This is a genomic window from Kitasatospora sp. NPDC043950, assembly GCF_056435345.1.
Genome location: NZ_JBWKER010000003.1, coordinates 140,612 through 164,290 on the forward strand (window position 1 = coordinate 140,612; position 23,679 = coordinate 164,290).

Below are 23,679 nucleotides of genomic sequence, written 5' to 3' on the forward strand. Positions count from 1 at the left end.
CGCCGCATCCGTTGGCCCGGGCGACCATCGGCTCGGTGGTAGCCGTGGTCGCACCCGTTCCGGAGGAGGTTCGACAGCGATATTCTGTCGCGTTGTCCGAGGAATCCGGGGATGCGGCCGGAAAGCGCGGCCATTCGAGATCACCGACCTGGGCGGATTCCCGGTGTGCCGATCGCGGGAATGAGCCCAGGCGGTGGAGCGAAGAAGGGCTCGGACCAGGTCTCCTGACGCAGGAGTTCGAGCAGGGCCGTTTCCGCCGGGCCCGCAGCGTGGCGGACGACGGCGATGACGGGCTGGGAGACGGGCGGGGACACCGGGCGCGCGAGGTGCTCGTGGCCGTGGGGCACCGCGGAGGCCGGGACGAGTGTCACCCCCAGACCGTGGGCGGCCCAGCGTACGGCCGTCGCCGTCTGGGACACCCGGGCGACCGTGGTCGGGGTCAGCCCGTTCTCGAGCAGCACGTCCAGCAGCACGCCGTCGAGCGCGCTGTCGCGGTCGAACCGCACCCACGGCTCCCCGTCCAGGTCGCGCAGCTCGACCCGGTCCGTGGCGAGCAGCCGGTGCCCGGCGCCCAGCACCACGACGAACTCCTCGTCGCCGAGGTGGTGGGCGTCGGCGGGGCTCCGCTCGCACACCGCCATCAGGGCGAGGTCCAGCGTGCCCCGGCGGCCCAGCCGCTCCATCTCGGCGGAGCTCGGCTCCTCGAAGACGGTGACTTCCAGCCGGGGGAAGCGGCGGCGCAGCGCGCCCAAGGCGCCCGGCAGTTGCCGGGTGCCGAAGCCCATCTGCACCGCGACCGTCAGCTCGCCCACCAGCTCGTCGGCGCCGGCCCGCGCCGTCGCCCTCGCCCGCCGCGCCGCGCTCACCGCGGCCTCTGCCTCCCGTAGGAACGCGCGGCCGACCACGGTGGGCACCAGCCCGGTCGGCGTGCGGGCGAACAGCTCCACACCGAGCTCCCGCTCCAGGGCGCGGATCTGCTGGGACACCGACGGCTGGGCGACGTGCAGCAGCTCCGCCGCGGCCGTCACCGAACCCTCCTCGGCAACGGCCAGGGCGTACTCGAACTGACGAAGACTCATCGACTCCCCTCCCCTCCCCACGTCGTCCTCGGGTGCACGAGGCGGCGCCTCGTCGCGTCCCAGGTGGACGGGTCCCAGGCTATGAGGTGGTCGACGAGACGCCGGCCGCCGGCCACCACCGGCGGACAGGGCCTATAAGACGACGGGATCCGGATCCTTCGCCGCCGGATGCTCCTCCGAGGCCGTGGTGCTCAGCGCGCGGGCCTCGCGGTCGAGGGCCAGGTGGAGGCCGACGGCCAGCATGGGAATCGCGGCGAGCACGAACGCCCACTGTATGTCCCAGCCGACCAGCAGGCCCATGGCCGCGATGGAGAGCGGTTCCAGCGTGGCCCGGGGCAGTTCCATCACGCTGCTGACCCGGCCCAGCACGTCCGTCGGGGTCCTGGTCTGGATGAACGTCGGCAGCGCGACGTCGCTGGAGTACGCGACGCCGATCCCCAGCAGGGTGAGCACCACCGCCGCGCTCCACACGCTGGGAAGGAAGCCCAGCAGTACGAAGGCGGTCCCCTCGCAGAGCGTCATCCCGATGATGAGCAGTCCCCAGCGGCGCGGCAGCCCGGTGAAGACCGCGCCGATGGTGCCGATCAGCTGCCCCAGTCCCCAGGCGGACAGCAGGACGCCCAGTGCGAGCGAGCCCTGGGGGAAGGTCTTGGCCAGCGCGGGAAGCCCCACGCTGAAGAGGCCGCTGTAGCTGAGGGCCGCCGCGCCGATCAGCAGGAGGACAGTGCGGATCTCCCTGCTGCGTCCGGCGTAGCGGAGACCCTCGACGATCTCCCGCCGGATCGCCGTGAACGACTTGGCGCCCTCGTCGGCCTCGCCCGCCTGGTCGGAGGCCTGGTCGCCCGCCTGGTCGGACGGTTGTCTGCGGGGTGCGCCGAAGACCGTCAGGGCGGCGAAGAAGAAGGTGAAGGCATTGAGCAGGATGGTGGTCGACGTCCCCACCGCGGCCACGAGGGCGCCGCCCAGGATCGGCCCCAGCAGCCGGGCCCCCTGCTCCCCGAAGCCGACGAGCGCGTTGCCCCGGGCGAGGTGCTCGGGCGGCAGGAGGGAGGGGATGATGCTGCCGGCGGCCGGCCAGAAGAACGCTTCGGCGACGCCGGTGAGCGCGCCGAGGGCGTAGAGGTGCCACGTGCTCACGTGGTCCGTCAGGGCGATCAGCCCCAGCGTGGCGACGGCGAGCCCCCTGAGCGTGTGGGAGCAGAACATGACGGCGCGCGGGGAGAGCCGGTCGGTCACCGCGCCGCCCACCAGCATCAGCACGCCCCGGGGGACGGCCTGGACGAGCAGGATCGTGGCCAGCGTGGTCGTCGATCCGGTCTCGTTCAGGATCAACCAGATGAAGGCGACCTCGAAGCTGTAGTCCCCCACCAGGGAGACGGTCTCGCCCAGCCACACCCGCCGGAAGGGCCGGTGTTTCAGCGGCTGTCGCACCTTGTCGAGCATCGACTACCTCTCTGCTGTTCCACTTTTCCACGATGAAGGACTGCGGGACACTGCGGGGCACCTGCTCTTCGACGCTCTCGGCGGGGCGTGCGCGGCCGGTCTGTGGTGGGGAACGTTCTCTTCACTGGGGTGCGAACTCCAGGTGGAATCTGTCATGGACGGACGTGATGAGCCGGAGCAGTTCGTCATGGGTGGCGACGGCGCCCCGGACGAACGCCAGGCGCTGTGCGGGGTGGCGCCAGTCGACGGGCTGCCCAGGGGCCGTCGCCACGTCGACCTCGCCGACGCCGGGGAGGGCCCGTACGGCGTCGGCGCCGTCGATCGCCCGGACGGTGCCGACCGTGCGCGGTGGCACGATGAAGTACTCGAAGGTCACCGCCGCCGGCCGGGGGGCCGTGACGGGCTCGACGCCGCGCTCCAGGGCCAACTCGAAGGCGAGGGCCAGAAGATCGATGCCCAGCGCCCGGTCCAGCAGGCCCACGGCGCGCCCGCCGACGCGTCCGTTGACCTCGATGACGCGGGGGCCGTCCGGGGTGAGCTTCACCTCCGTGTGGGTCACCCCGGTCGTCACGCCGAGGGCCCGGACCGCGGCCGCGGCGAGCTCGGCGACGTCCTTCTCCACGGCGGGCGTGAGGGTGGCGGGCAGGAACAGTCCGGTCTCCCGCAGCGGGTCCGCCAGGGCGAACTTGCCGGTGACGCAGAGGGTCGTGACCTCCGCGTGCTGCACGACGGCCTCGACGGAGACGTAGTCCCCCCAGCCCGGTCCGGCCACCGCGGGGTCCCCGGGCAGGTACTTCTCCACGACGAAGTCGCGCGGGCCGCCGCCCGGGCCCGCCGGCCCGTCACCGGGCCCGGGGGCGAGGCCGACGTCGGCCAGGGCGCGCCGCTGCTGCTCGGGGTCTGCCAGCCGTACGGTGTCCTGACTGCCCGCCCCGGTACGGGGTTTGAGCACCACGGGGTAGCCCAGGCGGGCCACGGCGGTGTCGACCTCGGCGGCGGAGCGCACCACGACGCTCGGGGTGTGGTCGACCCCCGCCGCCGCGAACGCCGCGCGCTGGTCGGCCTTGTCGGTGAGCAGCCGGACGGTGTCCGGCCGGTGGTAGGGCAGGCCGAGGGCCTGGGCCAGCCGCGCGGTGCCGGCGAGGCAGTACTCGCTGAAGGTGACGATGCCCGCGGGGCCGTGCTCGCGCAGCAGTTCGGCGGCGGGGGTGTCGTGTCCGCTGATCTCGCAGACCCGCGCCCGCCGGCGCATCCCCGCGAGCAGCGGCGCCACGCCCGGTACGGCCGGGTCGCAGACGAAGACCACGTCGCACAGGCCGCGGGCGGCGCCGAGGATCTCGGCCGGCCCCGCCGACCCCCTGCCGTAGACGACGGCGACCGTGGGAAGCGTGTCGGTCACGGGGACCCCGGGGAGCCGGCCGGGCCCGCGGGGGCCGGTGCGGCGGGGGCCGCCTCGCGCCGGGCGGACTTCGGGGTCATGTCGTCCCACTCCTCCTCGATCCTGCGCAGGCAGTCCTCGCGGGACGCCGGCTCGCCCACCGTCCGCCACCCCTGGGGGACGTCGTGGTAGGTGGGCCAGATCGAGTACTGCTCCTCGTGGTTGACGACGATGCGGTACTGGTCCTCGGTCACGGCGCGTCGTTCTCCTTTGCCTTCGGGGCGAGCTCGGGCAGGCCGTGACGTTCCACAGCGGTCACGTACAACTCGCGCAGGAGCGGGTCGCGTACGCGGCCCCGTTCGTAGTGGGCGCGGAAGTTCTGATCGTAAATCCTGAACCAGGCGCGGTGCTTGTACAAGAAGAGCACATCGTGGGGCGCCATCCGGCGGATCGCGAACAGGCCGACAGGGGCCACGGAGACGGGGAAGAGCGGGTTGCGCACGGCCCGTTCGTCGCAGTGCGGGTGGAACTGGCCGACCATCAGCCCGTGGGCGACCGCGTTGTTCTTCAGGTCTTCGTACGCCTCGTCGAGGACCCGCCAGCCCTCCGGCCCGGTGGCCGGCAGCACCACGATGCGGCAGTCGAGGGAGGCTCCGGTGTGCGTACGGCTGCGCTCCGTGCCGAGGGCGAACGTGGACATCTCCGCCTCCAGGGCCTCGCGCAGCTGCTGCTCGTCCTTCCCGGTGACGTCGTAGCGGAAGCTGAACTGGGCGTCCTTGCCGCTGAGGGCGGGTGGGATGAAGGGGCAGACCGGCCCGGTGCGGCCGATCTCGTCGTGGGGCCGGCTGATGTACTGGCGCAGCCAGGTGTGGACCTGGGCGAAGTCCCGGGCGTGCCGGGCGGGTGACTGGGGTTCGATCACCCGGATCCACAGGCCGTCCATTCTGGCCAGATCATTGTCCTGATCCTGCATCACCTGCGTCATGCGACGGTCTCCTGGGCTCGGTCGCCGGGGGGTGCCGGGGTGGCGCTCGGGGCGGTCAGCCGGCACAGATCGGCGTACGTGGGAGCGGCGTAGAGCTGGGCGAAGTCGAGGGTCGGTCCGAGCTGGGTGCGCACCTGTTCGACCAGGCGCATCAGCCCCAGGGAGGTGCCGCCGTCGGCGAAGAAGTCGGAGTCGGGCAGCGGGTGGTGCCCCGTCTGGGACTCCCAGGCCGCGGCGAGTGCGGGGTGGCCCGGGGCGGCGGTGTCGTGCGTCCGGGCGTCCGCGTCGTGCGTCCGAGGATTCGCGTCGTCCGCGTCGTCCGCGTCGTGCGCGTCGTGCGTCCGGGCGTCCGCGAGACGGGCGAGGGCGGCGCGGTCCACCTTTCCGGTGGGCCCCAGCGGAAGGGCGTCGACCGCGATGATCCGCTCGGCCACCAGATGGCGCGGCGCCCGCTGCCACGCGCCCCGGCGCACCGCGTCGGTGTCGACGGACGCCGGCGTGAGGAAGGCGGTCAGGACGGCGCCGTCGGGACCGGTACCGGCGATGACCACGGCGTCGTCGACGGCGGGGTCGGCGGCGAGGACCGCCGCCGCCTCCGCCGGATCGGTGCGGAAGCCCCTGACCTTCACCTCGTCGTCGGCGCGCCCGAGGAAGTCCAGGGCGCCGTCGGGGAGGTGCCGTACGCGGTCACCGGTGCGGTACATGCGGGCACCGGGCCGCGCGGAGAAGGGGTCGGGCACGAACCGCGCGGCGGTCGCGGCGGGGTCGTGCAGGTAGCCGCGGGCGAGCCGGGGGCCGCCGAGGTAGAGCTCGCCCACCGCGCCCGGGGCGACGGGCCGCAGCCGTTCGTCGAGGACGTGGCACGTCGTTCCCGCGACGGCGGTGCCGATCGGGAACGCGGCGGAGTGCTCGCGGTCCCACGCGGAGGCGTCCCCCAGGGTGCTGAAGGTGGTGTTCTCGGTCGGGCCGTAGCCGTTGACCAGCCGGGTGGCGGGGTGGGCGGCGGTGAAGGAGCGCGCGGTGCCGGCCGGGACGGTGTCACCGCCGGTGACGAGGGTGCGCAGGGTGCCCAGCGCCAGACCGTGGTGGGTGGCCATGAGGCGGAAGAGCGGGGCCGTCAGCCAGGCCGTGGTGATCTGCGGCCGGGCCAGCAGGGCGGCCAGTTCGTGGAGTGCGAGGGGGTTGCGGTCCGCGGCCGTGATCCGGGCCCCGGCCAGCAGCGGGGACCAGATCTCGAACGTCGACGCGTCGAAGGCGAGGGTGGAGTGCAGGAGCACACCGTCGCCGGGGCCCAGCCGCAGGGACTCCGCCCCGAGCGCCAGCCCGGTGACCCCCCGGTGGGTGACGCCCACGGCCTTGGGGGCTCCCGTGGTGCCGGAGGTGAACATGACGTAGGCCAGGTCGTCGGGGCCGGCCGGTGAGGACGGCACCGCCGTGGTGGTCCGCTCCGCGAGGAGGGAGGCGATGTCGTGCACGGGGATGCCCAGGTCCGCCACGGTCGGGCTGTCGGCGCTGTCGGCGCTGTCGGCGCTGTCGGCGCTGTCACCGCCGTCGCCGGCGTGCAGGGCCAGGGCCGCCCGGGCCGTGCCGGCCATGAGCCGGACGCGGTCAGCCGGGTACCGGGGGTCCACCGGCACGTAGCAGCCGCCCGCCATCAGGACGGCCAGCATGGCGAGGACGGTCCGGCGGTCACCGTGCCCGACGATCAGCACGGCGGTACCGGAGTCGACGCCCTTCGCCCGCAGCGACGCCGCCGCGGTGCGCGCCCGCGTCAGGAGCTCCCCGTAGCGGATCTCGCCGTACCGGTCGGCCAACGCCACGCGCTCGGGGAACGCCTCGGCGACGGCGGTGAAGCACTGCTCGATCCGGGCGTGCGGCGCGGTCGTCATCGTGCCCCCGAGGGGTGCTTGCGGGTGTTGCTGAGGCCGATGGTTGCGGTGCCGGTGCCGGTGCCGGTGTCGTTGGTGGTGCCGTTGGCGGTGTCGGGGTGCGGGGTGAACACGGCGCGCGGGCTGGGGTCCGGCGTCAGGGCGATGGCCGGTCGGAGCCCGGTCGCGGCCCGGTCGCCCAGCAGGGTGAACCGGCCGTGCGCGAGGATCGTCGCCGTGGCCAGCTGGGCCTCCAGCAGCGAGAACTGCCGCCCCAGGCACTGGTGGGGGCCCGCCCCGAAGGGGAAGTACTGCTGGACGGGCGGGCGCCGGCCCAGGAAGCGATCCGGGCGGAACTCCTCGGGTGCCTCCCACAGGGCCGGGGCGCGGTGGATGGCGTAGGTGCTGGCCAGGACGAGGTCGCCGGGCTCCAGCCGTACGCCGGCCGCTTCGACGGGGGTGTCGATGCGGCGGAAGAGCGCCCACGCGGGCGGGTGCAGCCGCAGGGATTCCTCGACCACCGCCAGGGTGTACGGCAAGGTCCCCTGGGGGATCGACGGCGCGGCGCGCAGGGCGCCGAGGTCGGTGGAGCGGACCTCGTCGAGGGTGCGGGCCAGGGCCGGGGGCGAGCCGGCCAGGTTGTGGAAGGTCCAGGTGAGCAGGGTGCCCATGGTCTCCACGCCGGCCACGAAGATCGACATCAGTTCCTCGCGCAGCACGTCCTCGGGACGGTCGCCGAGCGTGTCCCCCCGCTGGTGCAGGGCGGCGACGAGCGACGGCAGGACCCCGTCGGCCGTGGCCGCAGCGGGTACCTGGGCCGCCCGGTGCGCGATGAACTCCTCCAGCACCGCCCTGTCCCGCGCGAACGCCTCGCCGTCCGCGTCGGTGACGGTCTGCGGGGAGAACAGCCGCCGGTCCAGGTAGTGGACGGCCGTGTCCACCGTCGAGGCCAGGGACGCCAGTTCGGCGCCGGTCAGCTCCGGGTCCACGAGCCGGAGGATGATCTCGATGCTCAGCTGCTGGAGGGTGTGTCCGAGGTCGAACTCGCGGCCCGCCGCGGGCAGCAGCCGACGGCGCACGAAGTCCTCCGCGCTCTCCAGCACCAGGGTGTGCAACTCCGCCACGGCCCGGGCCGAGAACATCGGGCGCAGCAGGGCGCGGCGATGGCGCCACTGCTCCCCGGAGGCGACCACGAACAGTCCGCTGCCCACCAGTTCGCGCAGCAGCCCGCGGTGGTTGCGGGTGCCGTGGGCGAGGGCCGCGGCGGCGACGGCGGGCTCCGCCGCGACGATCAGCCGGGTGCCGTCGTCCAGCGGGACGGCGCTGACCGTCCCCTCGTCGCGCAGCCGCGTCATCAGCCCCAGGGGGTCGCTGCCGAGCTCCTGGTCGAACTCCTCGTAGCCGACCGAACTCACGGTGATGCTCGCCATGGCTAGCCCCGCCCCTCGGCGGACTTCTCCGCGTCTTCCGCGAGCGTGATGATCTGCTGGGAGTGGTCGTTCATCGTCCAGCCCTCGGCGGTGCGCACCGAGGTGCGCTGCTGCTCCGTGTAGCCCCTGCCCCGGTCGTGGAAGTGCCAGGCGAACGGCGGGCGGAGCAGCCGGCGTTCGACCGGGGTCCACTCCTCGCCCGGGAGGTCCTCGGGCACGGGCGCGGGAGCGGTGTGCTGCACCATGCCCGCGGTGTAGCGGCAGAAGACGACCCGGCGTTCGAAGTCGGCGGCCCAGGGCCAGCTGCCGTGGGTGGCGGTGTCCGCGAAGAGGACCACCGAGCCGGCCCTGACCGGGACGCGGGAGACCCAGTCGCCGACCTTCTGCCAGGTCTGGAAGTCCTCCGGGATCTCGAAGGCCGACTTGTGGCTGCCGGGGACCACCGCGAAGCCGCCCTGGTCGGCGAGGGCGTCGGTGAGGCAGAACGCGACGATCAGGTGTCCGCCGTAGATCCGGCCGTCGCGGACCTGGTAGGTCAGCGGGGGGTACTCCCACGGGGTGTTCCCGTTGTGCAGGATCAGCGCTCCGGCGCCCTTGCGGGCGTAGAGCACCTGCCCCTCGTCGTAGCGCAGGTCGGGGCCGAGCACCTCCTCCAGGTGCGGCAGCACCTTCTCGTGGCTGATCAGGTCGCGCACCGGGCGCGGGGTGGTGTGGAGGGGGCCGGCGTTGGCGATGAACGGGTTGTACCGCTTGAGCAGCGGGTAGTCGAGCTTGTTCTCGCCGTCCCACAGGCCGTGGCCGTCGAGGGCGGCGTTGACGGCGGCGAGTTCCTGCGCGGAGAGGATGTCCTCCAGGACCAGGTAGCCGCGCAGGTCGAACAGGTACTTCTGCTCTTCGTCCATGACTTTTCCCCTTGTGTCGGATGTGTCGGAGAGCGGGCGGTTGGGACGCGGGCGCGACGGGCGCACCGCGCGGGGGATACGGCTGGGGCGGGTAGGGCTGGGGTGCGTAGGGCTGTGGCGGGGCCGGGCCTCAGCCCTGGTCGGGTTCGAGCTCCGCCAGGGCCCGGGCGAGGTGCTCGCGCAGCTCGGCCTGCGGGAAGAGGCCGACGGCTCCGGTCAGGAGCACCGAACACCCTCCCGAGCGGGCCGGTTGCACGTGGAGGACGAGGTCGAGGTCCGCCCAGTGCTCGGGCACGGTGTCGTGGGGCGGGTCGTCCGGCACCACGGCCGGGTTCTCCTCCTGCCCGTGGACGACCAGCCCGGCCGCGCAGACCGGCGGCCGGAGCGCGGGGTCGACCGGATCGGCGAGCTCGGCGATGTGCAGCAGCGGCAGGTCGGCGTGGTCCAGGGCCGACAGCAGCGCCCGGTGGGCGTGGCCGGCCCCGGTGGCGCCGAGCACCACCGGCAGCAGGTCGACGGCGCGGCCGACGAGCGTTTCCTCGGTGGCCGCCGAGCGGTGGGAGACCGGCATGCCGATCACCGTGGACGTGCCGCCCGACATCCGGGAGACGATCCGGCCGAGCAGGTCGAGGAAGGCGGCCGTGGTGGTCGTGCCCGCCGTCCGGCCCGCCCGCTGGAGGCGCGCGTACGCGTCGGCGGGGAGGACCTTCCGCACCCCGTGGTTGCGGAAGGTCCTCGGGCCGGTGCGGCGCTCGGCGAACGGGTCCGGGGGGACCGGGCCCAGGCTGGTGCGCCAGTACCGCTCCAGTTCGGCGCGCCGGGCCGTGCGGCGGGAGGCCCTGGCGCGGGCGTAGTCGCTGTAGCGCGGGGCCGGCCGGGGCAGGTCGCGTCCGGCGAGCAGGGCGAGGAGCTCGTCGGCGAGGATGCCCACGGAGGCACCGTCGCCCCGGTGGCGGGCCAGCCTCAGCAGCAGGTGCCGGACGGTGCCGTCCTCTCCGGTCAGCAGGACGACCTCCAGCCCCGGTGATCCTGCGGGCAGTGGCCGCTCGATCAGTGCGGTGTCCCAGTGGACCTGGGCGGGCTGGTCCGGCAGTGGGGCCACGGGGCAGGGCTGCCACGCGTCGTGCTGTCCCGTTCCGGCGGCCCCCGGTGTCGCCTCCGTCGTCCCGGGCACGGCCTGCGGGGCCGCCGGCCGCAGGGCCTCGTGCCGGGCGACCAGTGCGCGGACCGCCCGCTCCACGTCCCGCGGATCCACGGGGGCGTCGAGCCTGAGCAGCAGCGGAATCGGGGGAGCGGTGTGTCCGAGGGCCCGCTCCTGCTGGGCCACCAGGAGCTGTTCGGGTGTCTGGGAAGCGTCGGCTCCGGCGTCGGCGGGAGGCGGCGGTGCTGCTGCTGCTGCGAGCAACGTCCTGACCTCGGTGGCGAGTTCGGCGGCCAGCGGATGCGTCAGGACGGTGCGCACGGGGACCTCCGACCCGAGGCGGCGGCTCAGCGCGGAGGCGATCCGGGCCGCCCCCAGCGACGCCCCGCCGAGGTCGTAGAGATGGTCGTCCAGGGTGGCCGACGGCCGGTCGAGCGCCGCCGCGAACGCCTCCACCACGGCGGCGGCCACCCGGTCGTGGGCGGCGGCGGGGCCCGCCGCCGTGCGCGCGGAGCGCACCATCGTCAGCAGCGCGCGGCGGTCCGCCTTGCCGTTGGCGGTCACCGGCAGCCGAGGGAGCACCCGGATCTCGCCGGGCACCATGTACGGCGGGAGGGTACGGGCCAGATGGGCGCGCACCGCCGCCGGGTCCGGGGCGGGCTCGCCGGTGACGAAGCCCACCAGGCGGCTGACGCGTTCCCCGACGACGACGGTGGCCGCCTCCCGCACCCCCGGCGCGTCCACGACGTGCCGGTCGACCTCCTCCAGCTCCACCCGGTGGCCGCGCACCTTGACCTGGTTGTCGCTGCGGCCGACGAACTGCACGCTCCCGTCGGCGTTCCACCGCACCCGGTCCCCGGTGCGGTACATCCGCGAGCCCGGGGGACCGGCCGGGTCGGGCAGGAACCGGGCCGCCGTCTCGGCCGGACGGCCCCGGTAGCCGCGCGCCACCCCGGTGCCGCCGATGTACAGCTCGCCGGTGACCCCGATGGGCACCGGACGCAGCGCGCCGTCGAGGATGTGCAGGCGCACGCCGGAGATGGGGCGGCCGACGGGGGCGGTGCCGCCCTCGGCCCCCGCCGCGCACCGGTACGACGTGGCGTCGATGCAGGTCTCGGACGGCCCGTACTGGTTGCGCAGTTCACCGCGGCCCACGCGCAGGTAGCGGTCGGCCTGCGCCGAGGGCAGCGCCTCCCCGCCGCAGAAGACGACCCGGGCCGGCAGCCGGCGCAGGTCCTCGTCGTCCAGGGCCGCGAGCAGGGACGGGACGACGTCGACCACGGTCGCGGAGTGCTCCAGGGCGGCCTCCACCAGGGCGGCCGGATGCGCCCCGAGGTCGACGCCGGGGAAGACCACGCCGGCCCCGGCGACCAGCGGTCCGAAGCACTGCCACAGCGACGGGTCGAAGACCAGGGGAATGGTCTGGAGCACCCGGTCGGGGGCGGCGAGGCCGATCGCCTCGCGGCGCCAGGCGAGCTCGTTGGCCAGCGCCCCCAGCGGCACCGGGACGCACTTGGGCGTACCGGTCGTGCCGGAGGTGAACACCGCGTAGGCCAGGTCCTGCGGGCCCGTGCGGGCCACGGGCGGCACCGCCGCCCCGGTGGCCGGGAGCTCGCGCGCGCCCCCTCGGGGGAGCCGGATCGTCCGGAGCACCCTCCCCGGCGCGCCGCCGTCGGCACGGTCTTCGTCGGCATGGTCCCCGTCGGCATCGTGCCCGGGGGCGTCGGCCGTGCGGACGAGGAAGTCCGCCCGGGCGCTGCGTAGCAGGGCGCGGCGGCGTTCCACGGGGTCGTCGGGGCGCAGCGCGATGATCCAGCCGCCGAGCCGCCAGACCGCCAGGGCCAGCGCCGGGTAGTCGGCGCCCGCCGGTACGTCCAGGGCCACCGCCGAGCCGGGGCCGACCCCGGCCAGGGCGAGGTGGGCCGCCGCGCGCTCGGTGCGCTCGTGCAGCGCCCGGTAGGTGAGGTGACCGCCGGCGGCGTCCCAGACGGCGAAGGCCTCGGGGGTGCGCCGCGCCCAGTCCGCGAAGGCGTCGTAGGGCAGGCGGGCCCCGGCCGCGGGCGGCGCCGTGGAGGCGGCCGCGATGGTCTCGCGCTCGGCCGGGTCGCGTGCGTCCAGCGCGGCCAGCGGCGCGTCGGGGGCGGCGAGCACGGAGGCGAGGCAACGTCGGTAGGCCCGCCCGAGCCGGGCGAGGGCCGCGTCGGTGTAGTGCTGCGGGGAGCCGGTCAGCCGGACGGCGGCGGTGTCGGCGTGTTCCGTGAGTTGCACGGTCAGGGCGCCCTGGTCGCCCTGGACGCGCACCGGCAGGGGGGTGACCGTGAGGGGGCCGGCCGGGCGCGGCCGGTTGTCCTCGTGGGTCAGGACGAAGGCGGCGGCGGGTACGGGCACGGCGGTGTCGTCGGAGGTCAGGGGGAGGGTCGGGTGTCGGGAACCGGTCAGGAGCTGCTCGCCGGTCCGCCGGGCCAGCGCGGCGAAGCCCAGCGCGGGGGGCAGGGACAGGGCGAGGGGCATAGCGGAGACGAAGGCGCCCACGGTGAGGTCGTAGCGCTCCGCCGCCCGGTTGGCGGTGGGAACGCTCACGGAGGCCGTCCGGGCGCCGGTGACCGCGCTCCAGGTGGCCGCGAACGCGGCGAGCCACACCGCGTGCGCCGTGCAGGCGTACCGCCGGGCGAACGCGTGGACCTGCCGGGTGAGGTCCGGGGGCAGCGCCAGCTCGGCGTGCGGCATCCGGGCGGTCTGCTGCGAGGCGGTCTGCCGTGTGGCGGCCTGTTCCGCGGTGGCCTGCTCCGTGGCGGCCTGCTCCGAGGCGGTCGGGTCGACGGCGAAGGGGAGTTCGGCCCCGTCGTCGGCGCTGCCGCCGGAGCGGGCCCAGTGGGCGGCGTGGGCGGCCAGCGCGGCCCGCCCGTCCGGCGACTGCTCCCAGTGGACGTAGTCGAGGTGCTGGGCGGCCGGCGCGGGACGGGCGGAACCGGGGCCGCCCCCGGCGGCGTACGCGTCCAGCAGGTCGTCGATCAGCACCCCCAACGACCATCCGTCGCAGACGGCGTGGTGGAAGGTCAGGAGGAGGGTGTGCTGCTGCGGCCCCTGGGCCAGCAGGACGGCACGGACGTACGGGGGCCGGTCCAGGCGGAACGGGCGCGCCGCCTCGGCGTCGAGGGCCCGGTCCCGCTCCGGCGTTCCCGGGGGCACCGGCCGCACCTCCAGCGGGATGCGGGCGGGCAGGTCGAAGCGCTGCCGGGGCACCCCGTTCTCCTGGCCGAAACGGGTGCGCAGGGCCAGATGGCGCCCGGCGAGGGCGTCCAGGCACGCGCGGAGCCGGTCGATGTCGAGCGGGCCCGCGAGCTGGAGGGCCAGGGGCACGGTGTAGGCCGCCGACGCGGCGGGGGACGCTTGCTCGGCGAGCCACATCCGGTACTGGGTGACGGAGAGGGGGTGGCTGCCGGCCGCGGCCTCCGGGCGGGGCGGGAGCGCCGGTTCCGAATCCGCCGATGACGGTGCGGCAGCCGCCGGAGACGCGGCCGCGGGGCTGCGCCCCTGGAGCCGGGCGGCCAGTTCGGCGCGCTGCCCGGGGGTGAGCCGGTCGAGGGGTGAGGCGGTCATCCGAGCTCCTCCCCGGCCTCGTCGAGGATCTGCTGGGCGATCAACCGCTCCACCAGCGCGTACTGGAGCCCGATGGACCGGGCCCGCAGCAGCTCGCCGACGGGGACGTCGACGCCGAACCGGCGGCTCATCCCGCGCGCCAGCCGGGCCACGGTGAGCGAGTCACCGCCCAGCTGGAAGAAGTCGGCCGTGTCGGGCACGTCGGTCACCCCCAGCTGTTCGGCCCACAGGGCGCGGAGGATCGCGACGGGGGTGTCCGCGACGGGCTCGGCCGCGTCGGTGACGGGTGGTCCGGGCGGTGGTCCTGGCGGTGCTCCGGGCGCCGGGGCGGCCGGCACCGGGTGGCGCGGGCCGTGGAACGGATAGGTCGGCAGGGGGACGGAGCGCCCCGGGGCCTGGAGCGGGGAGAGGTCCAGGGGGAGGCCGGAGCACCACAGCCGGCCGATCGCCGCCAGCACCGGGCGGGCGGTGGCAGCGGCCGGGGCGTGCGACGGCGCGGTGGGGGCCGGCGGCGAGGAGCCCAGCAGCGGGATCGCGGGCAGCCCGGCGGCTTCCGCGAAGCCGCTCAGCACCCGGCCGGGCCCGACCTCGACCGCGATGGCGTCGGGGAACTTCGCCCGGGCCGTCGCCAGCGCGTCCGCGAAGCGCACCGGCCGGCGGGCGGCCCGGGCGAAGTGGCCGGGGTCGGTGAGCGAGCCCTCGGGCAGCAGCTGCCCCTCCGTGTTCTCGATCCACGCCAGGGCGGCGGGGCGCACCTCATCGGCCGCCGGTGTGCCCCGCAGTGCGTCGGCCGCCGGTTCGATCAGCGGGGAGTGGAAGGCACGGGACGACCGCAGCACCTTGGCCGCGTACCGGCCGCCGATCCGCTCCCGGAAGGCCGCCACCGCCCCGGGGGACCCGGCGAGCACGGTGCTCGTGGCGGCGTTGACCGCCGCGATGCTCAGCTCGGCGCCGGTCTCGGCCAGCAGGGCCCGGGCCTCGGCCTCGCCGCAGGCCAGCGAGACCATCGCGCCCGGGGCGCAGTCCTGCATCAGCAGGGCCCGGCGTGCCACGAGACGGGCCGCGGCGTCGAGGGCGAGCGCGCCGGCCAGGGTCGCCGCCGTGATCTCCCCCAGGCTGTGCCCGAGCAGCGCGCAGGGGACCAGGCCCAGGGCGAGCAGCGCCGTCCCGGCGGCGTACTCGACGGCGAAGAGCGCGGGCTGGGCGAGCGCCGTCCGGGCGAGGCGTTCGGCGGGGAAGGCGGCGTCGTGCAGCGCCTCGTCCACCTCGCGGGCGAGCCCGGGGGAGAAGGCGGCCAGGCAGGCGTCCAGCGCGTCGGCGAACGGGGGCAGGGCGGCGGCGAAGGGCGCCGCCATGCCGGGGAACTGCGTCCCCTGCCCCGGGAAGAGCAGCAGCGCCGGGGCGGGGTGCGCCGCGGGCTCCGGTGCCGCCTCGGCCGGGGCGCGCAGCGCCGCCACGACCTCGGCCACGCTCGCGCCCACCGCCGAGGAGCGGTAGGGGAGTTCCGCCCGCCGGGTGAGGGTCCGGCCGACGTCCTCCAGCGAGGGGGCGGCTTCGGCGTCCTCCAGGTGCGCGGCGAGCCGCTCCCGCATGCGGGCGAGGGACCGTGGGTCCTTCGCGGAGAGCACCACCAGCCGTTCCCGCCCGGACGGCGGGGCGGGCGGTGGGGCGGCCGGCTCCGGAGGCTGCTCCACCACCATGTGCACGTTGGTCCCGCCCACGCCGAACGAGCTCACCGCGGCCCGGCGCGGCTGCGGGCCCCGCCACGGCCCGGCCTCGGTGGGCAGGGACAGCGGCGAGTCCTCCCGCTCCAGCAGCGGATTGGCCCGGCTCAGCCCGGGAATCGCGGGCACGTACCCGTGCCGGAGCACCAGCAGCGCCTTCACCAGCCCGGCGAGTCCGGCGGCGGCGTCGAGGTGGCCGATGGTCGCCTTGAGCGCGCCGACCGGGATGCTGCCGGGAGCGGCACCCAGCGATCGGTACACCGAGGAGGCGGCGGACCACTCGATGGGGTCGCCGACGCGGGTGCCGGTGCCGTGGCTCTCCAGGTAGCCGACGGACGCGGCGTCGACGTCGGCGGCGGCGAGCGCGGCGCGGATCGCCTGCTCCTGGCCCGCCGCCGACGGCGCGAGGAAGCCCGCCTTGGCGGTGCCGTCGTTGTTGACGGCGGAGCCCAGCAGCACTCCGTGCAGGGGGAGCGGGCCGTCCGCCACGTCCTCGTAGCGGCGCAGGACGACGCCCAGCGCCCCCGAGCCGCCGAGGGTGCCGTCCGCCGAGGCGTCGAAGGGGCGGCAGTGCCCGCTGAGCGACATCACTCCGCCGGCCATGGGCAGGTGCCCCGCCTGGGGGGCGTTGGCCGACGCGGCGAGCACCAGGGCCTGGTCGCACTCCCCGTTGTTCAGCGCCTGGACGGCCAGGTGGGCCGCGACGAGCGAGGAGGAGCAGGCCGTGAGGACGGTGAGCGCGGGCCCGGTCAGCCCCAGTTTGTAGGCGATGCGCGTCGCGAGGAAATCGCGTTCGTTGACGAGGAGCGCCTCCTCGAACTCCGGGGGCGCCAGCGAGCCGGAGGCCAGGAGCGCCCGCAGGTGACCGCTGCCGCTGGCGGCCGCGTACACCGCCGTCCGCAGACCGTCGCCGGCCGTGACGCTGTGGCCGGCGTCCTCCAGGGCGGCCCAGGCGCACTCCAGCAGCAGGCGGTGCTGCGGGTCCGTCAGCCCGGCCTCGCGGGGGCTGACGCCGAAGAACGCGTGGTCGAAGCGGTCGGGATCGTCGAGCGACCCGTGGACGGGGACGTAGGCCGGATCGTCGGCGAGGGACGCGGGGACGCCGCGGGCCGACAGCTCCTCCCGGCTCAGGCGCCGGGTCAGCACCCGCCCGTCGCGCAGGGCCTGCCACAGCTGTGCCACATCGGCCGCGCCGGGGAAGCGCCCCGTCATGCCGGTGACGGCGATGTCGAGGGAACGGTCGCGGTTCATCGGTCGGCCTCCTGGGCACGGCGGTCGCGGAGCGTACGGGCCGCGTCGCCGCGTCGGCGACGGGACGACCCGGCTGAGGGCGGTGGTTCCGTCCCGGGGGCGGGCGGCGGGTCCGTTTTCGCGCGGGCCAGTCGGGCCGCGAGGTCGGCGACGGTGCTGTGGCGGAAGAGGTCGAGGATCGGCAGCCGGACGCCGGTGTGCCGGTGCAGCGCCTCCTGGAGCGCCGGCACCAGCAGCGAATGCCCCCCGAGGTCGAAGAAGTTGACGTCGCCGGGAACCTCGACGACGCCCAGGACCTCCCGCCACGCCGCGGTGACCGCCGCGTGCCCGGGCGACACGTCCCCGGCGGGCCGGGCGAGCGCCGAGGCCCGGCGCCGGGCCGCCTCCTGCTCCAGGGCCCGCCGGTCGACCTTGCCGTTGGGGGTGACGGGCAGCCGCTCCAGCGCGTGGACCACGGCGGGGACCATGAACTCCGGCAGCAGCTCGGCGACTTCGCGCCGGATGGCCTCCGGCCGCCCGCCGCCGGTGACGAAGCCGACGAGGCGCGCGCCGCCGTCGGCGACCACGGCCGCCTCCCGGACGCCCTCGGCGCCGCGCAGCGCCGCCTCCACCTCGGCGGGCTGCACCCGGTGGCCACGGACCTTGATCTGGTGGTCCAGCCGGCCGACGAAGGCGAGCGCCTCCGGCCCCTGCCACCGCACCCGGTCGCCCGTGCGGTACATCCGGGCCCCCGGCTCGCCGCTGAACGGGTCGGGCAGGAAGGCGCCGGCCGTCTCGGCGGGCCGGCCGACGTACCCCCGGCCCACCCCCGCGCCGCCGACGTACAGTTCGCCGTCGACCCCCGGGGGGACGGGGCGCAGGGCGTGGTCCAGGACGTAGAGGCGGTACCCCGGCACCGGGCCGCCGATGTCCACGGCCTCCGGCCCGTGGTAACGGCGGTAGCTCGCCCAGACGGTGGCCTCGGTGGGCCCGTACTCGTTGACCAGCGCCACCCCGGGCAGGACGGCGAAGTGGCGCCGCAGCAGCTCGTCCGGGAGCGGCTCCCCGGCCGTGACGACCTCGCGCAGGCTCCGCACCGCGTCGGGGCCGGCCCGGTCGGCGGCGGTGAGCAGCAGGGCGTGGAGCGAGGGCACGCACAGCAGCCGGGTGACCTGGTGCCGGGCGATCAGGGCGACCAGGGCCTCGGGGTCGCGGACCTCGTCGTCGCTCGCGACGACCAGGCGGCCACCGGCCGACAGCGTTCCCCAGATCCCGGCCGCGGCCGAGTCGAACGCCGCGGGCGAGAGCAGCAGGAAGACCGGCCGCCCCGGATAGACGGTGCGGCGGGCAGCCGTGGAGGCGGCCAGCGTGCCGTGCTCGATCACCACGCCCTTGGGCCGCCCGGTCGTCCCGGAGGTGTAGATGACGTACGCGGGATCGTGCGGTCCGGGCGGGAGGGGGACGGCGGGCTCGGCACTCCGGTCGGCCCCCGGCCCGGCCGTCGGGCGCAGGGGGACCACGGGGACCAGCGGGACCAGCGGGACCAGCGGCAGCCCGAAGGACGCCGCCCGCCCGGCCATGGCCGCGTCGGCGACGACGGCGCAGGCCCCGCAGTCGGCCAGGCACGCCGTCATGCGGGAGTCGGGGTGCCGGGGATCGAGCGGGACGTACGCGGCACCGGCGAAGTGCACACCGAGCAGCGCGGTCATCTGGCCCGCGGACCGCTCGGTCAGCACCGCCACCCGGGCGCCCCGGCCCGCGCCCCGGGCCGTCAGCCGGGCGGCGAGGTCCAGGGCGTCGGCCCGCAGCCGCCCGTACGTGAGCTGCTCGCCCCCGGCGACCACGGCGGTCCGCTCCGGTGCCTCCCGGGCGATCCGGGCGATGAGCTCGCTCACCGGGACCACCGGCGCGAACGGCTCCGGGCCCCGCCCCCACTCCAGGGGGAGGCGCCCCGGGTCCAGCGCCACGGGGAGCGCGGCCGGTGCGGAGGGCTCGGCCGCCAGCGCGAGCAGCGCCCCGCGGATCCGCTCGGCCAGCTGCCAGGCCTGGTCCGTCGTCCACCGGTCGGTGCGGTGGAGCACGTCCAGCCGGGCGCCGTCAGCGGTCTCCCGGAGCAGGATCTCGACGTCGTACTTCGCGATGGCCGCCGGGATCTCCACCGGGCGGGCGCGGACGCAGGGCGGCGCGGCCGTCGCCGTGGCCGGCTGCTCATGGTCGACCAGCACCTGGAATAGGGGGGCCTGCCCCGGACCGGCCCGCAGACCGAGCTCCCTGACGAGTTCGTCGAAGGGGTGCGCGCGGTGTGCGTGCGCCCGCAGGAGGGCCGCGTGCGCCTGGGTGACCGCCTCGCCGGCGGTGCCGCCGGGGCGGGGGCGCAGCCGTACCGGGACGGGGTTGACGAAGAGGCCGACGGCCTCGTTGAAGCCGGGCGGTCGGACGTCCATGGTGGTACCGACCAGGACGTCGCCCGCCGCGCCGTACCGGTCGGCCGTCACCGCGAACGCCGACAGGACGAGGACGAGGGCAGTGGTGCGATGCGTACGCGCCGCCTCGGCCACACGCTGCCACTGCGCCGCGTCCAGCGGGACGCCGACCGTCGCCGCGGTGCGCCGGTGCGGGCCCGGCCGGGGCCCGCCGAGGGCGACCGGCGAGTGGGCGGAGACGCCGGCGAGCTCCTCGGCCCAGAACCGGCGCAGCCGTTCGGCCTCGGCGGGCGACGGCCCGGGGACGGCGCCCGCCGGGGCGGGCGGGAGCGCCGGGCCGCCGGCCAGCCGGCTCAGCAGCTGCTCGGTGATCAGCTCCGTGGAGCGGCGGTCGAGCACGAGGTGGTGGCCGACGAAGACCAGCACGTGGTCCCCGGGGCCGGTCCTGAGCACCCGCAGCTCGACCAAGGGCTCCTCGAACAGGTCGAAGGGCCGGTGGGCCACGCGCCGCAGGTGCTCCGCCAGGGCGTGCCCGGGCACGTCCCGCACGCTCACGGTGAACGCCGTCAGGGGCCACTGCCCGCGCCCGGGGGCCACGTCGTCGTCGATGACCCGCAGCCGCGTCTCGGGGTGGGCGGTGAGCACGTCGTGCCAGGCCGTCTCCAGGCGCCCGGGATCCAGCGGACCGCTCAGCCGCAGCGCCCAGTACACGGTGAACTCATGGCTGTCCGGCTCCGCCCGGTGCAGCAGCCACAGCCGCCGCTGGGCGGCCGACAGACCGGCGGGCGCAGCCGTGGACGGGTCCTCGCCGCCGGCGGGCGCGGCCCGCGCGATCAGGTGCCGCAACCCTTCCGGTGTCGGGTCGCCGAAGAACGAGGCGAGGTCGACGCGCACCCCGCACTCCTGGTTGACCTCGGCGACGAGCCGGGCCGCGTCCAGTGAACTCCCGCCGCAGGAGAAGAAGTTGTCCCCGTTCGAGGCGGGCGGGCGGCCGAGCGTCAGCGTCCAGAGCCGGACGGCGGGGTCCGCGCCGCCGTCCGGCGGCTGCACGGGCACGGGCACGGGCAGGGCACGCTCGTCGACCTTTCCGCTGAGCGTGAGCGGGAACGCGTCGACGACCTCGATGTGCGCGGGCACCGCGGCGGGCGCCAGCCGCCGGGCCGCGAGGCTGCGCAGCTCCCCCGGCACCGGAACCGGCCCGGGGCGGCGGGGGGTGACCCAGGCGAGGAGCCCCGCCGTCCCGATCGGACCCTGGCGTGCCACGTGGGCGTCCTGGACGCCCGGCGTGCCGCGCAGCACCTCCTCCACCTCGTACGGGTCGACCCGCTGGCCGCGCACCTTCAGCTGGTGGTCGGTCCGGCCGTGGTAGATCAGGTGTCCGTCGGCACCGAGGGTGACGCGGTCCCCCGTGCGGTACATCCGGGCGCCGGGTGCCGTGGTGAAGGGGTCCGGGAGGTAGCGCTCGGCCGTGAGCGCGGGGGCGTTGAGGTAGCCGCGGGTGACCAGCGGCCCCGCGAGGTACAGCTCGCCGCGGGAACCGACCGGCACGGGGCGGAGGTCGGGGCCCAGGACGTAGGCCGAGGTGCCGTCGAGGGGCCGGCCGATGCTGGGGGTCCCGTACTCGTCGAAACCGCACCACGTGGTCTGGATCGTGACCTCGGTCGGACCGTAGCCGTTGGATCCCCTGACACCCAGCTCGCGCAGCCTGCGCCAGGTCGTGGCGTCGACCGCCTCGCCCCCGAAGTCCAGCTCCAGGCCCGTGCGTTGGAACATCTCCTCCACGCCGAAGGGGCGCATGGCGGCGAACATCGACGGCGAGGTGCTGAGCAGGCGCACGTCGTTGCGCTCGACCCACTGCACCAGCGCCTGCGGATCGCGGTACGTGGCCTGGTCGGCCACCACCAGGCAGCTGCCCCGGAAGAGGTAGAGGAGCTGCTGGAAGAAGACGTCGAAGGAGACGGCGGCGGTGACGCCGACCCGGGCGGCCCCGGCTCCCGCCGGCTGCGCGTCGACGAGGACGGCGAGACCTCGGTGCTCGACCATGACGCCCTTGGGGCGGCCGGTGGTGCCCGAGGTGTGCAGGACGTACGCCAGATCGTGGGGGCGGGCGTCTTCGGCGTGCGCGTTCTCGGCGTCCGGGGCCTCGGTGTGCGCGTTCTCCGCGTCCGGGGCCCCGGCGTGCGCGTCCTCGTCGACGATCGTGAGCGAGGCGTCGAGCCGGTGGCGTGACGCGGGGTCGCACAGCACGAGACGGGTGCCGGTGTCCGCCACGACGTAGGCGAGACGGGAGTCGGGCTGGGAGGGGTCGAGGGCGACGACGTGGGCCCGCACCCGCCACGCCGCCAGCACGGAGGCGACCAGGGCGACGCCCCGCTCGCGCAGGACGCCCACCGCGGTGCCCGGGCCCGCGCCGTGGCGGCGCAGGGCGGCGGCGAGCCGGGCGACCTCGCGGTCCAGGCCGGCGAAGGTGAGGAGGTCGTCGCCGCACCGCACCGCCGGCCGCCGGGGCTGTGTGCGCACCCAGGCGTCGAACCGGTCCATGAGGGGCTGTGCGTGCGCCGACGGATCGGCCGGCGCGACGATCAGGGACGGCGTCGCCGCGCTCGTCGAGCGGGGCAGCGGTGCCCCCGGGTCGCGGGCGAGGGCGAGCAGGACCCGGCGGTAGACGGCGAGCAGTTCGGCGGCGGCCGCGTGGGTCGTGCCGCCGCGCACCCGGCGCGTCACCGTCACCGAGGCGTCGTCCGCCCGTAAGCACAGGTCGAATTCGAGGTCGAAACGAGTGAGGCCGTTCGTCCCGCCGGGGTGCCCGGCCGGGGGAGCGGCTCCGGGAGCTTCGAGGGCTTCAGGGGCTCCGGGGGTTTCAGTCGCTTCAGTCGCTCCGGGCGCCTCCGGTGCGCCTGCGACGGGTGCCGCCGGCTCACGCACCGCTTCCGCCCCGGGTACGGTGCCCGCCGCCCACGCCGCTTCCATCGCACGGACGGTGAGCCCGCCGAGTGCCGGCCCCGGAAGGGGGTCCCGCAGCTGGAAACTGACGGTGAGTCCGGGCGCCGCGGCGTCGAAGAGGTCCGCGCTCTCGTGGATCGGCTCGTGCGCGTGGGACAGCGCCTCGGCGACGGTCCGCCGCACACCGTCGCAGAGCTCGGTGCCGGAGGCTCCCGAGGGCCACCGCTGGCGCAGCGGGACCATCCGCGCGAAGCAGCCGACCAGCGACACGGTGGCCGGTGTCCGGGAGGCGAACGGTGTGGCGACCATGACGTCGGGGGCGTTGCCCTGCGTGGCGAACGCCGCGTAGAGGGCGGCGAGTCCCATGAGGTACGGGGTGACGCGCAGGCGGCGGGCCGCCGCGCGCACCGCGTCGGCCTCGTCCGGGGGCAGCGGGAGCACCAGGACGTCGGCTTCGGCCGTCCGGGGGCCCGGGGTGCGCGGCAGGGCCTCCGGCCACTGGGCGTCCGCCAGTTCGAGGGGCCAGAAGCGGGAGGGCTCCGCCGGCGCGGGCGGGTCGGACACCGCGGGCGGTGCCGGTGACGGTGTGAAGGGGGGCCCGCCGCCGGTGCGCGCGTTGTACGCGGCACCGATGTCCGCCAGCACGTTCTCCAGCGACGCCCCGTCGCACGCGATGTGGTGCACCAGGAGGGAGAGCACATGGTGGTCCGGTCGGTGCCGGAACAGGTCGACGCGGACGGGGCAGTCTCGTCTCAGGTCGAACCGGTGGCGTCCGACGGGCGCCCAGGGCGTGGCGTCGACCGTCGTGGCCGTGTCCATCGCGGTCCATCGCGGCTGCGGCACGCCGGGAACCCAGGAGGGCACGCCGTCCTCGTCGACGAGCCGGCGGGCGAACACGGGGTGCCGGGCGACGGTCTCCTCGACGGCGCCCTTCAGGGCCTGCTCGTCGAGCTGCCCGCGCAGTTCCCAGACGCGGTGGATGTTGAAGGACTCCGGCTGGTCCCGACAGGTGAGCCAGATACCGAACTCCGGGGCCGAGAGCGGGAACGCGAATTCGGCATCCGGCGCCGGACCCGAATCCGAAACCAGGTCGCTCCTGTTCACTTCGGTTGCCCCTTCCGTACGTGCTGGCGGCACTCGGCCGGTGGTCCGAGCGCGGGGTGTCGAGAGGAAGAATGAAGCCGTGCGGCCATCCGGGCATGGGGCTCTGCAAACTCGAAGAGTTCGCCCGTGAGCGGGCGGATGCCGGCGACGGCGAATTGAGAGGGGAACCAGGGGCGCGTACGTGAAGGTGCGGTCGGCGCCCTCGGGGATCGGTGCCCCGGGTCGGACCTCCGGCACGCCGGGGTCCGTTCACGAAACGAGTCTGTATGTACCCTGGGAGTTTTTCAAGAACGAGCAAACGGAATGTCTCATTCTCGAAGGTGCAGGGAAGGCGACTTTCTGGACATAGGGCTATGCCCGCCTCTCCCGACACCGGATCCAGTGCTTCCGCCGACGCCCCTGCCGCCTCGGGGGCGGCGCAAGAGCGCA

The 23,679-nt window shown here is 75.6% G+C and carries 11 protein-coding genes; all 11 read right to left on the reverse strand.

Annotated elements, in window-relative coordinates; all coding sequences use genetic code 11:
- Positions 1–140 precede the first annotated feature (140 nt).
- The 11 genes from AC07BF_RS02850 to AC07BF_RS02900 all read right to left on the reverse strand — a co-directional run bounded on the left by AC07BF_RS02850 (position 141) and on the right by AC07BF_RS02900 (position 23,250).
- Entirely contained in the window at positions 141–1,079 is a 939-nt protein-coding gene (locus tag AC07BF_RS02850) for a LysR family transcriptional regulator (protein ID WP_363631853.1), read from the reverse strand.
- Positions 1,080–1,211: 132 nt separating this feature from the next.
- Positions 1,212–2,522 carry an MFS transporter gene (locus AC07BF_RS02855; protein WP_478332849.1) on the reverse strand — a complete coding sequence of 437 codons (1,311 nt, stop codon included), beginning with the start codon at positions 2,520–2,522 and terminating at the stop codon, positions 1,212–1,214.
- 121 nt (positions 2,523–2,643) lie between these two features.
- On the reverse strand, positions 2,644–3,921 hold the full coding sequence (locus tag AC07BF_RS02860) for an ATP-grasp domain-containing protein (RefSeq protein WP_400987354.1): 1,278 nt from the start codon (positions 3,919–3,921) through the stop codon (positions 2,644–2,646).
- Complete coding sequence (locus AC07BF_RS02865) at positions 3,918–4,154, reverse strand: MbtH family protein (RefSeq protein ID WP_400808226.1); 237 nt, start codon at positions 4,152–4,154, stop codon at positions 3,918–3,920. Before AC07BF_RS02865 ends, AC07BF_RS02860 begins: the two co-directional genes overlap by 4 nt.
- Positions 4,151–4,885, reverse strand: a complete 735-nt coding sequence (locus AC07BF_RS02870; RefSeq protein ID WP_363631851.1) for a DUF6875 domain-containing protein — start codon at positions 4,883–4,885, stop codon at positions 4,151–4,153. The genes AC07BF_RS02865 and AC07BF_RS02870 overlap by 4 nt, the downstream gene beginning before the upstream one ends.
- Positions 4,882–6,774, reverse strand: a complete 1,893-nt coding sequence (locus AC07BF_RS02875; RefSeq protein WP_478332850.1) for a non-ribosomal peptide synthetase — start codon at positions 6,772–6,774, stop codon at positions 4,882–4,884. The genes AC07BF_RS02870 and AC07BF_RS02875 overlap by 4 nt, the downstream gene beginning before the upstream one ends.
- Positions 6,771–8,183, reverse strand: a complete 1,413-nt coding sequence (locus tag AC07BF_RS02880) for a cytochrome P450 (protein ID WP_478332851.1) — start codon at positions 8,181–8,183, stop codon at positions 6,771–6,773. Before AC07BF_RS02880 ends, AC07BF_RS02875 begins: the two co-directional genes overlap by 4 nt.
- Positions 8,184–8,185: 2 nt before the next feature.
- Positions 8,186–9,085, reverse strand: coding sequence for a phytanoyl-CoA dioxygenase family protein (locus tag AC07BF_RS02885; RefSeq protein ID WP_363586184.1), 900 nt, complete (start codon positions 9,083–9,085; stop codon positions 8,186–8,188).
- Positions 9,086–9,215: 130 nt separating this feature from the next.
- The gene (locus tag AC07BF_RS02890; RefSeq protein ID WP_478332852.1) at positions 9,216–13,826 is read right to left on the reverse strand and encodes a non-ribosomal peptide synthetase; all 4,611 of its coding nucleotides are present in this window, start codon (positions 13,824–13,826) and stop codon (positions 9,216–9,218) included.
- Entirely contained in the window at positions 13,823–16,801 is a 2,979-nt protein-coding gene (locus AC07BF_RS02895) for a type I polyketide synthase (RefSeq protein WP_478332853.1), read from the reverse strand. The genes AC07BF_RS02890 and AC07BF_RS02895 overlap by 4 nt, the downstream gene beginning before the upstream one ends.
- Positions 16,798–23,250 (reverse strand): amino acid adenylation domain-containing protein, encoded by a 6,453-nt coding sequence (locus AC07BF_RS02900; RefSeq protein ID WP_478332854.1) that lies wholly within the window; start codon positions 23,248–23,250, stop codon positions 16,798–16,800. Before AC07BF_RS02900 ends, AC07BF_RS02895 begins: the two co-directional genes overlap by 4 nt.
- Between the last annotated feature and the right edge of the window lie 429 nt (positions 23,251–23,679).

Coding starts and splice junctions, on each gene's coding strand:
- AC07BF_RS02850 (WP_363631853.1), bottom strand. CDS start 1,079: ATGAGTCTTCGTCAGTTCGAGTACGCCCTGGCCGTTGCCGAGGAGGGT.
- AC07BF_RS02855 (WP_478332849.1), bottom strand. CDS start 2,522: ATGCTCGACAAGGTGCGACAGCCGCTGAAACACCGGCCCTTCCGGCGG.
- AC07BF_RS02870 (WP_363631851.1), bottom strand. CDS start 4,885: ATGACGCAGGTGATGCAGGATCAGGACAATGATCTGGCCAGAATGGAC.
- AC07BF_RS02875 (WP_478332850.1), bottom strand. CDS start 6,774: ATGACGACCGCGCCGCACGCCCGGATCGAGCAGTGCTTCACCGCCGTC.
- AC07BF_RS02880 (WP_478332851.1), bottom strand. CDS start 8,183: ATGGCGAGCATCACCGTGAGTTCGGTCGGCTACGAGGAGTTCGACCAG.
- AC07BF_RS02885 (WP_363586184.1), bottom strand. CDS start 9,085: ATGGACGAAGAGCAGAAGTACCTGTTCGACCTGCGCGGCTACCTGGTC.
- AC07BF_RS02890 (WP_478332852.1), bottom strand. CDS start 13,826: ATGACCGCCTCACCCCTCGACCGGCTCACCCCCGGGCAGCGCGCCGAA.
- AC07BF_RS02895 (WP_478332853.1), bottom strand. CDS start 16,801: ATGAACCGCGACCGTTCCCTCGACATCGCCGTCACCGGCATGACGGGG.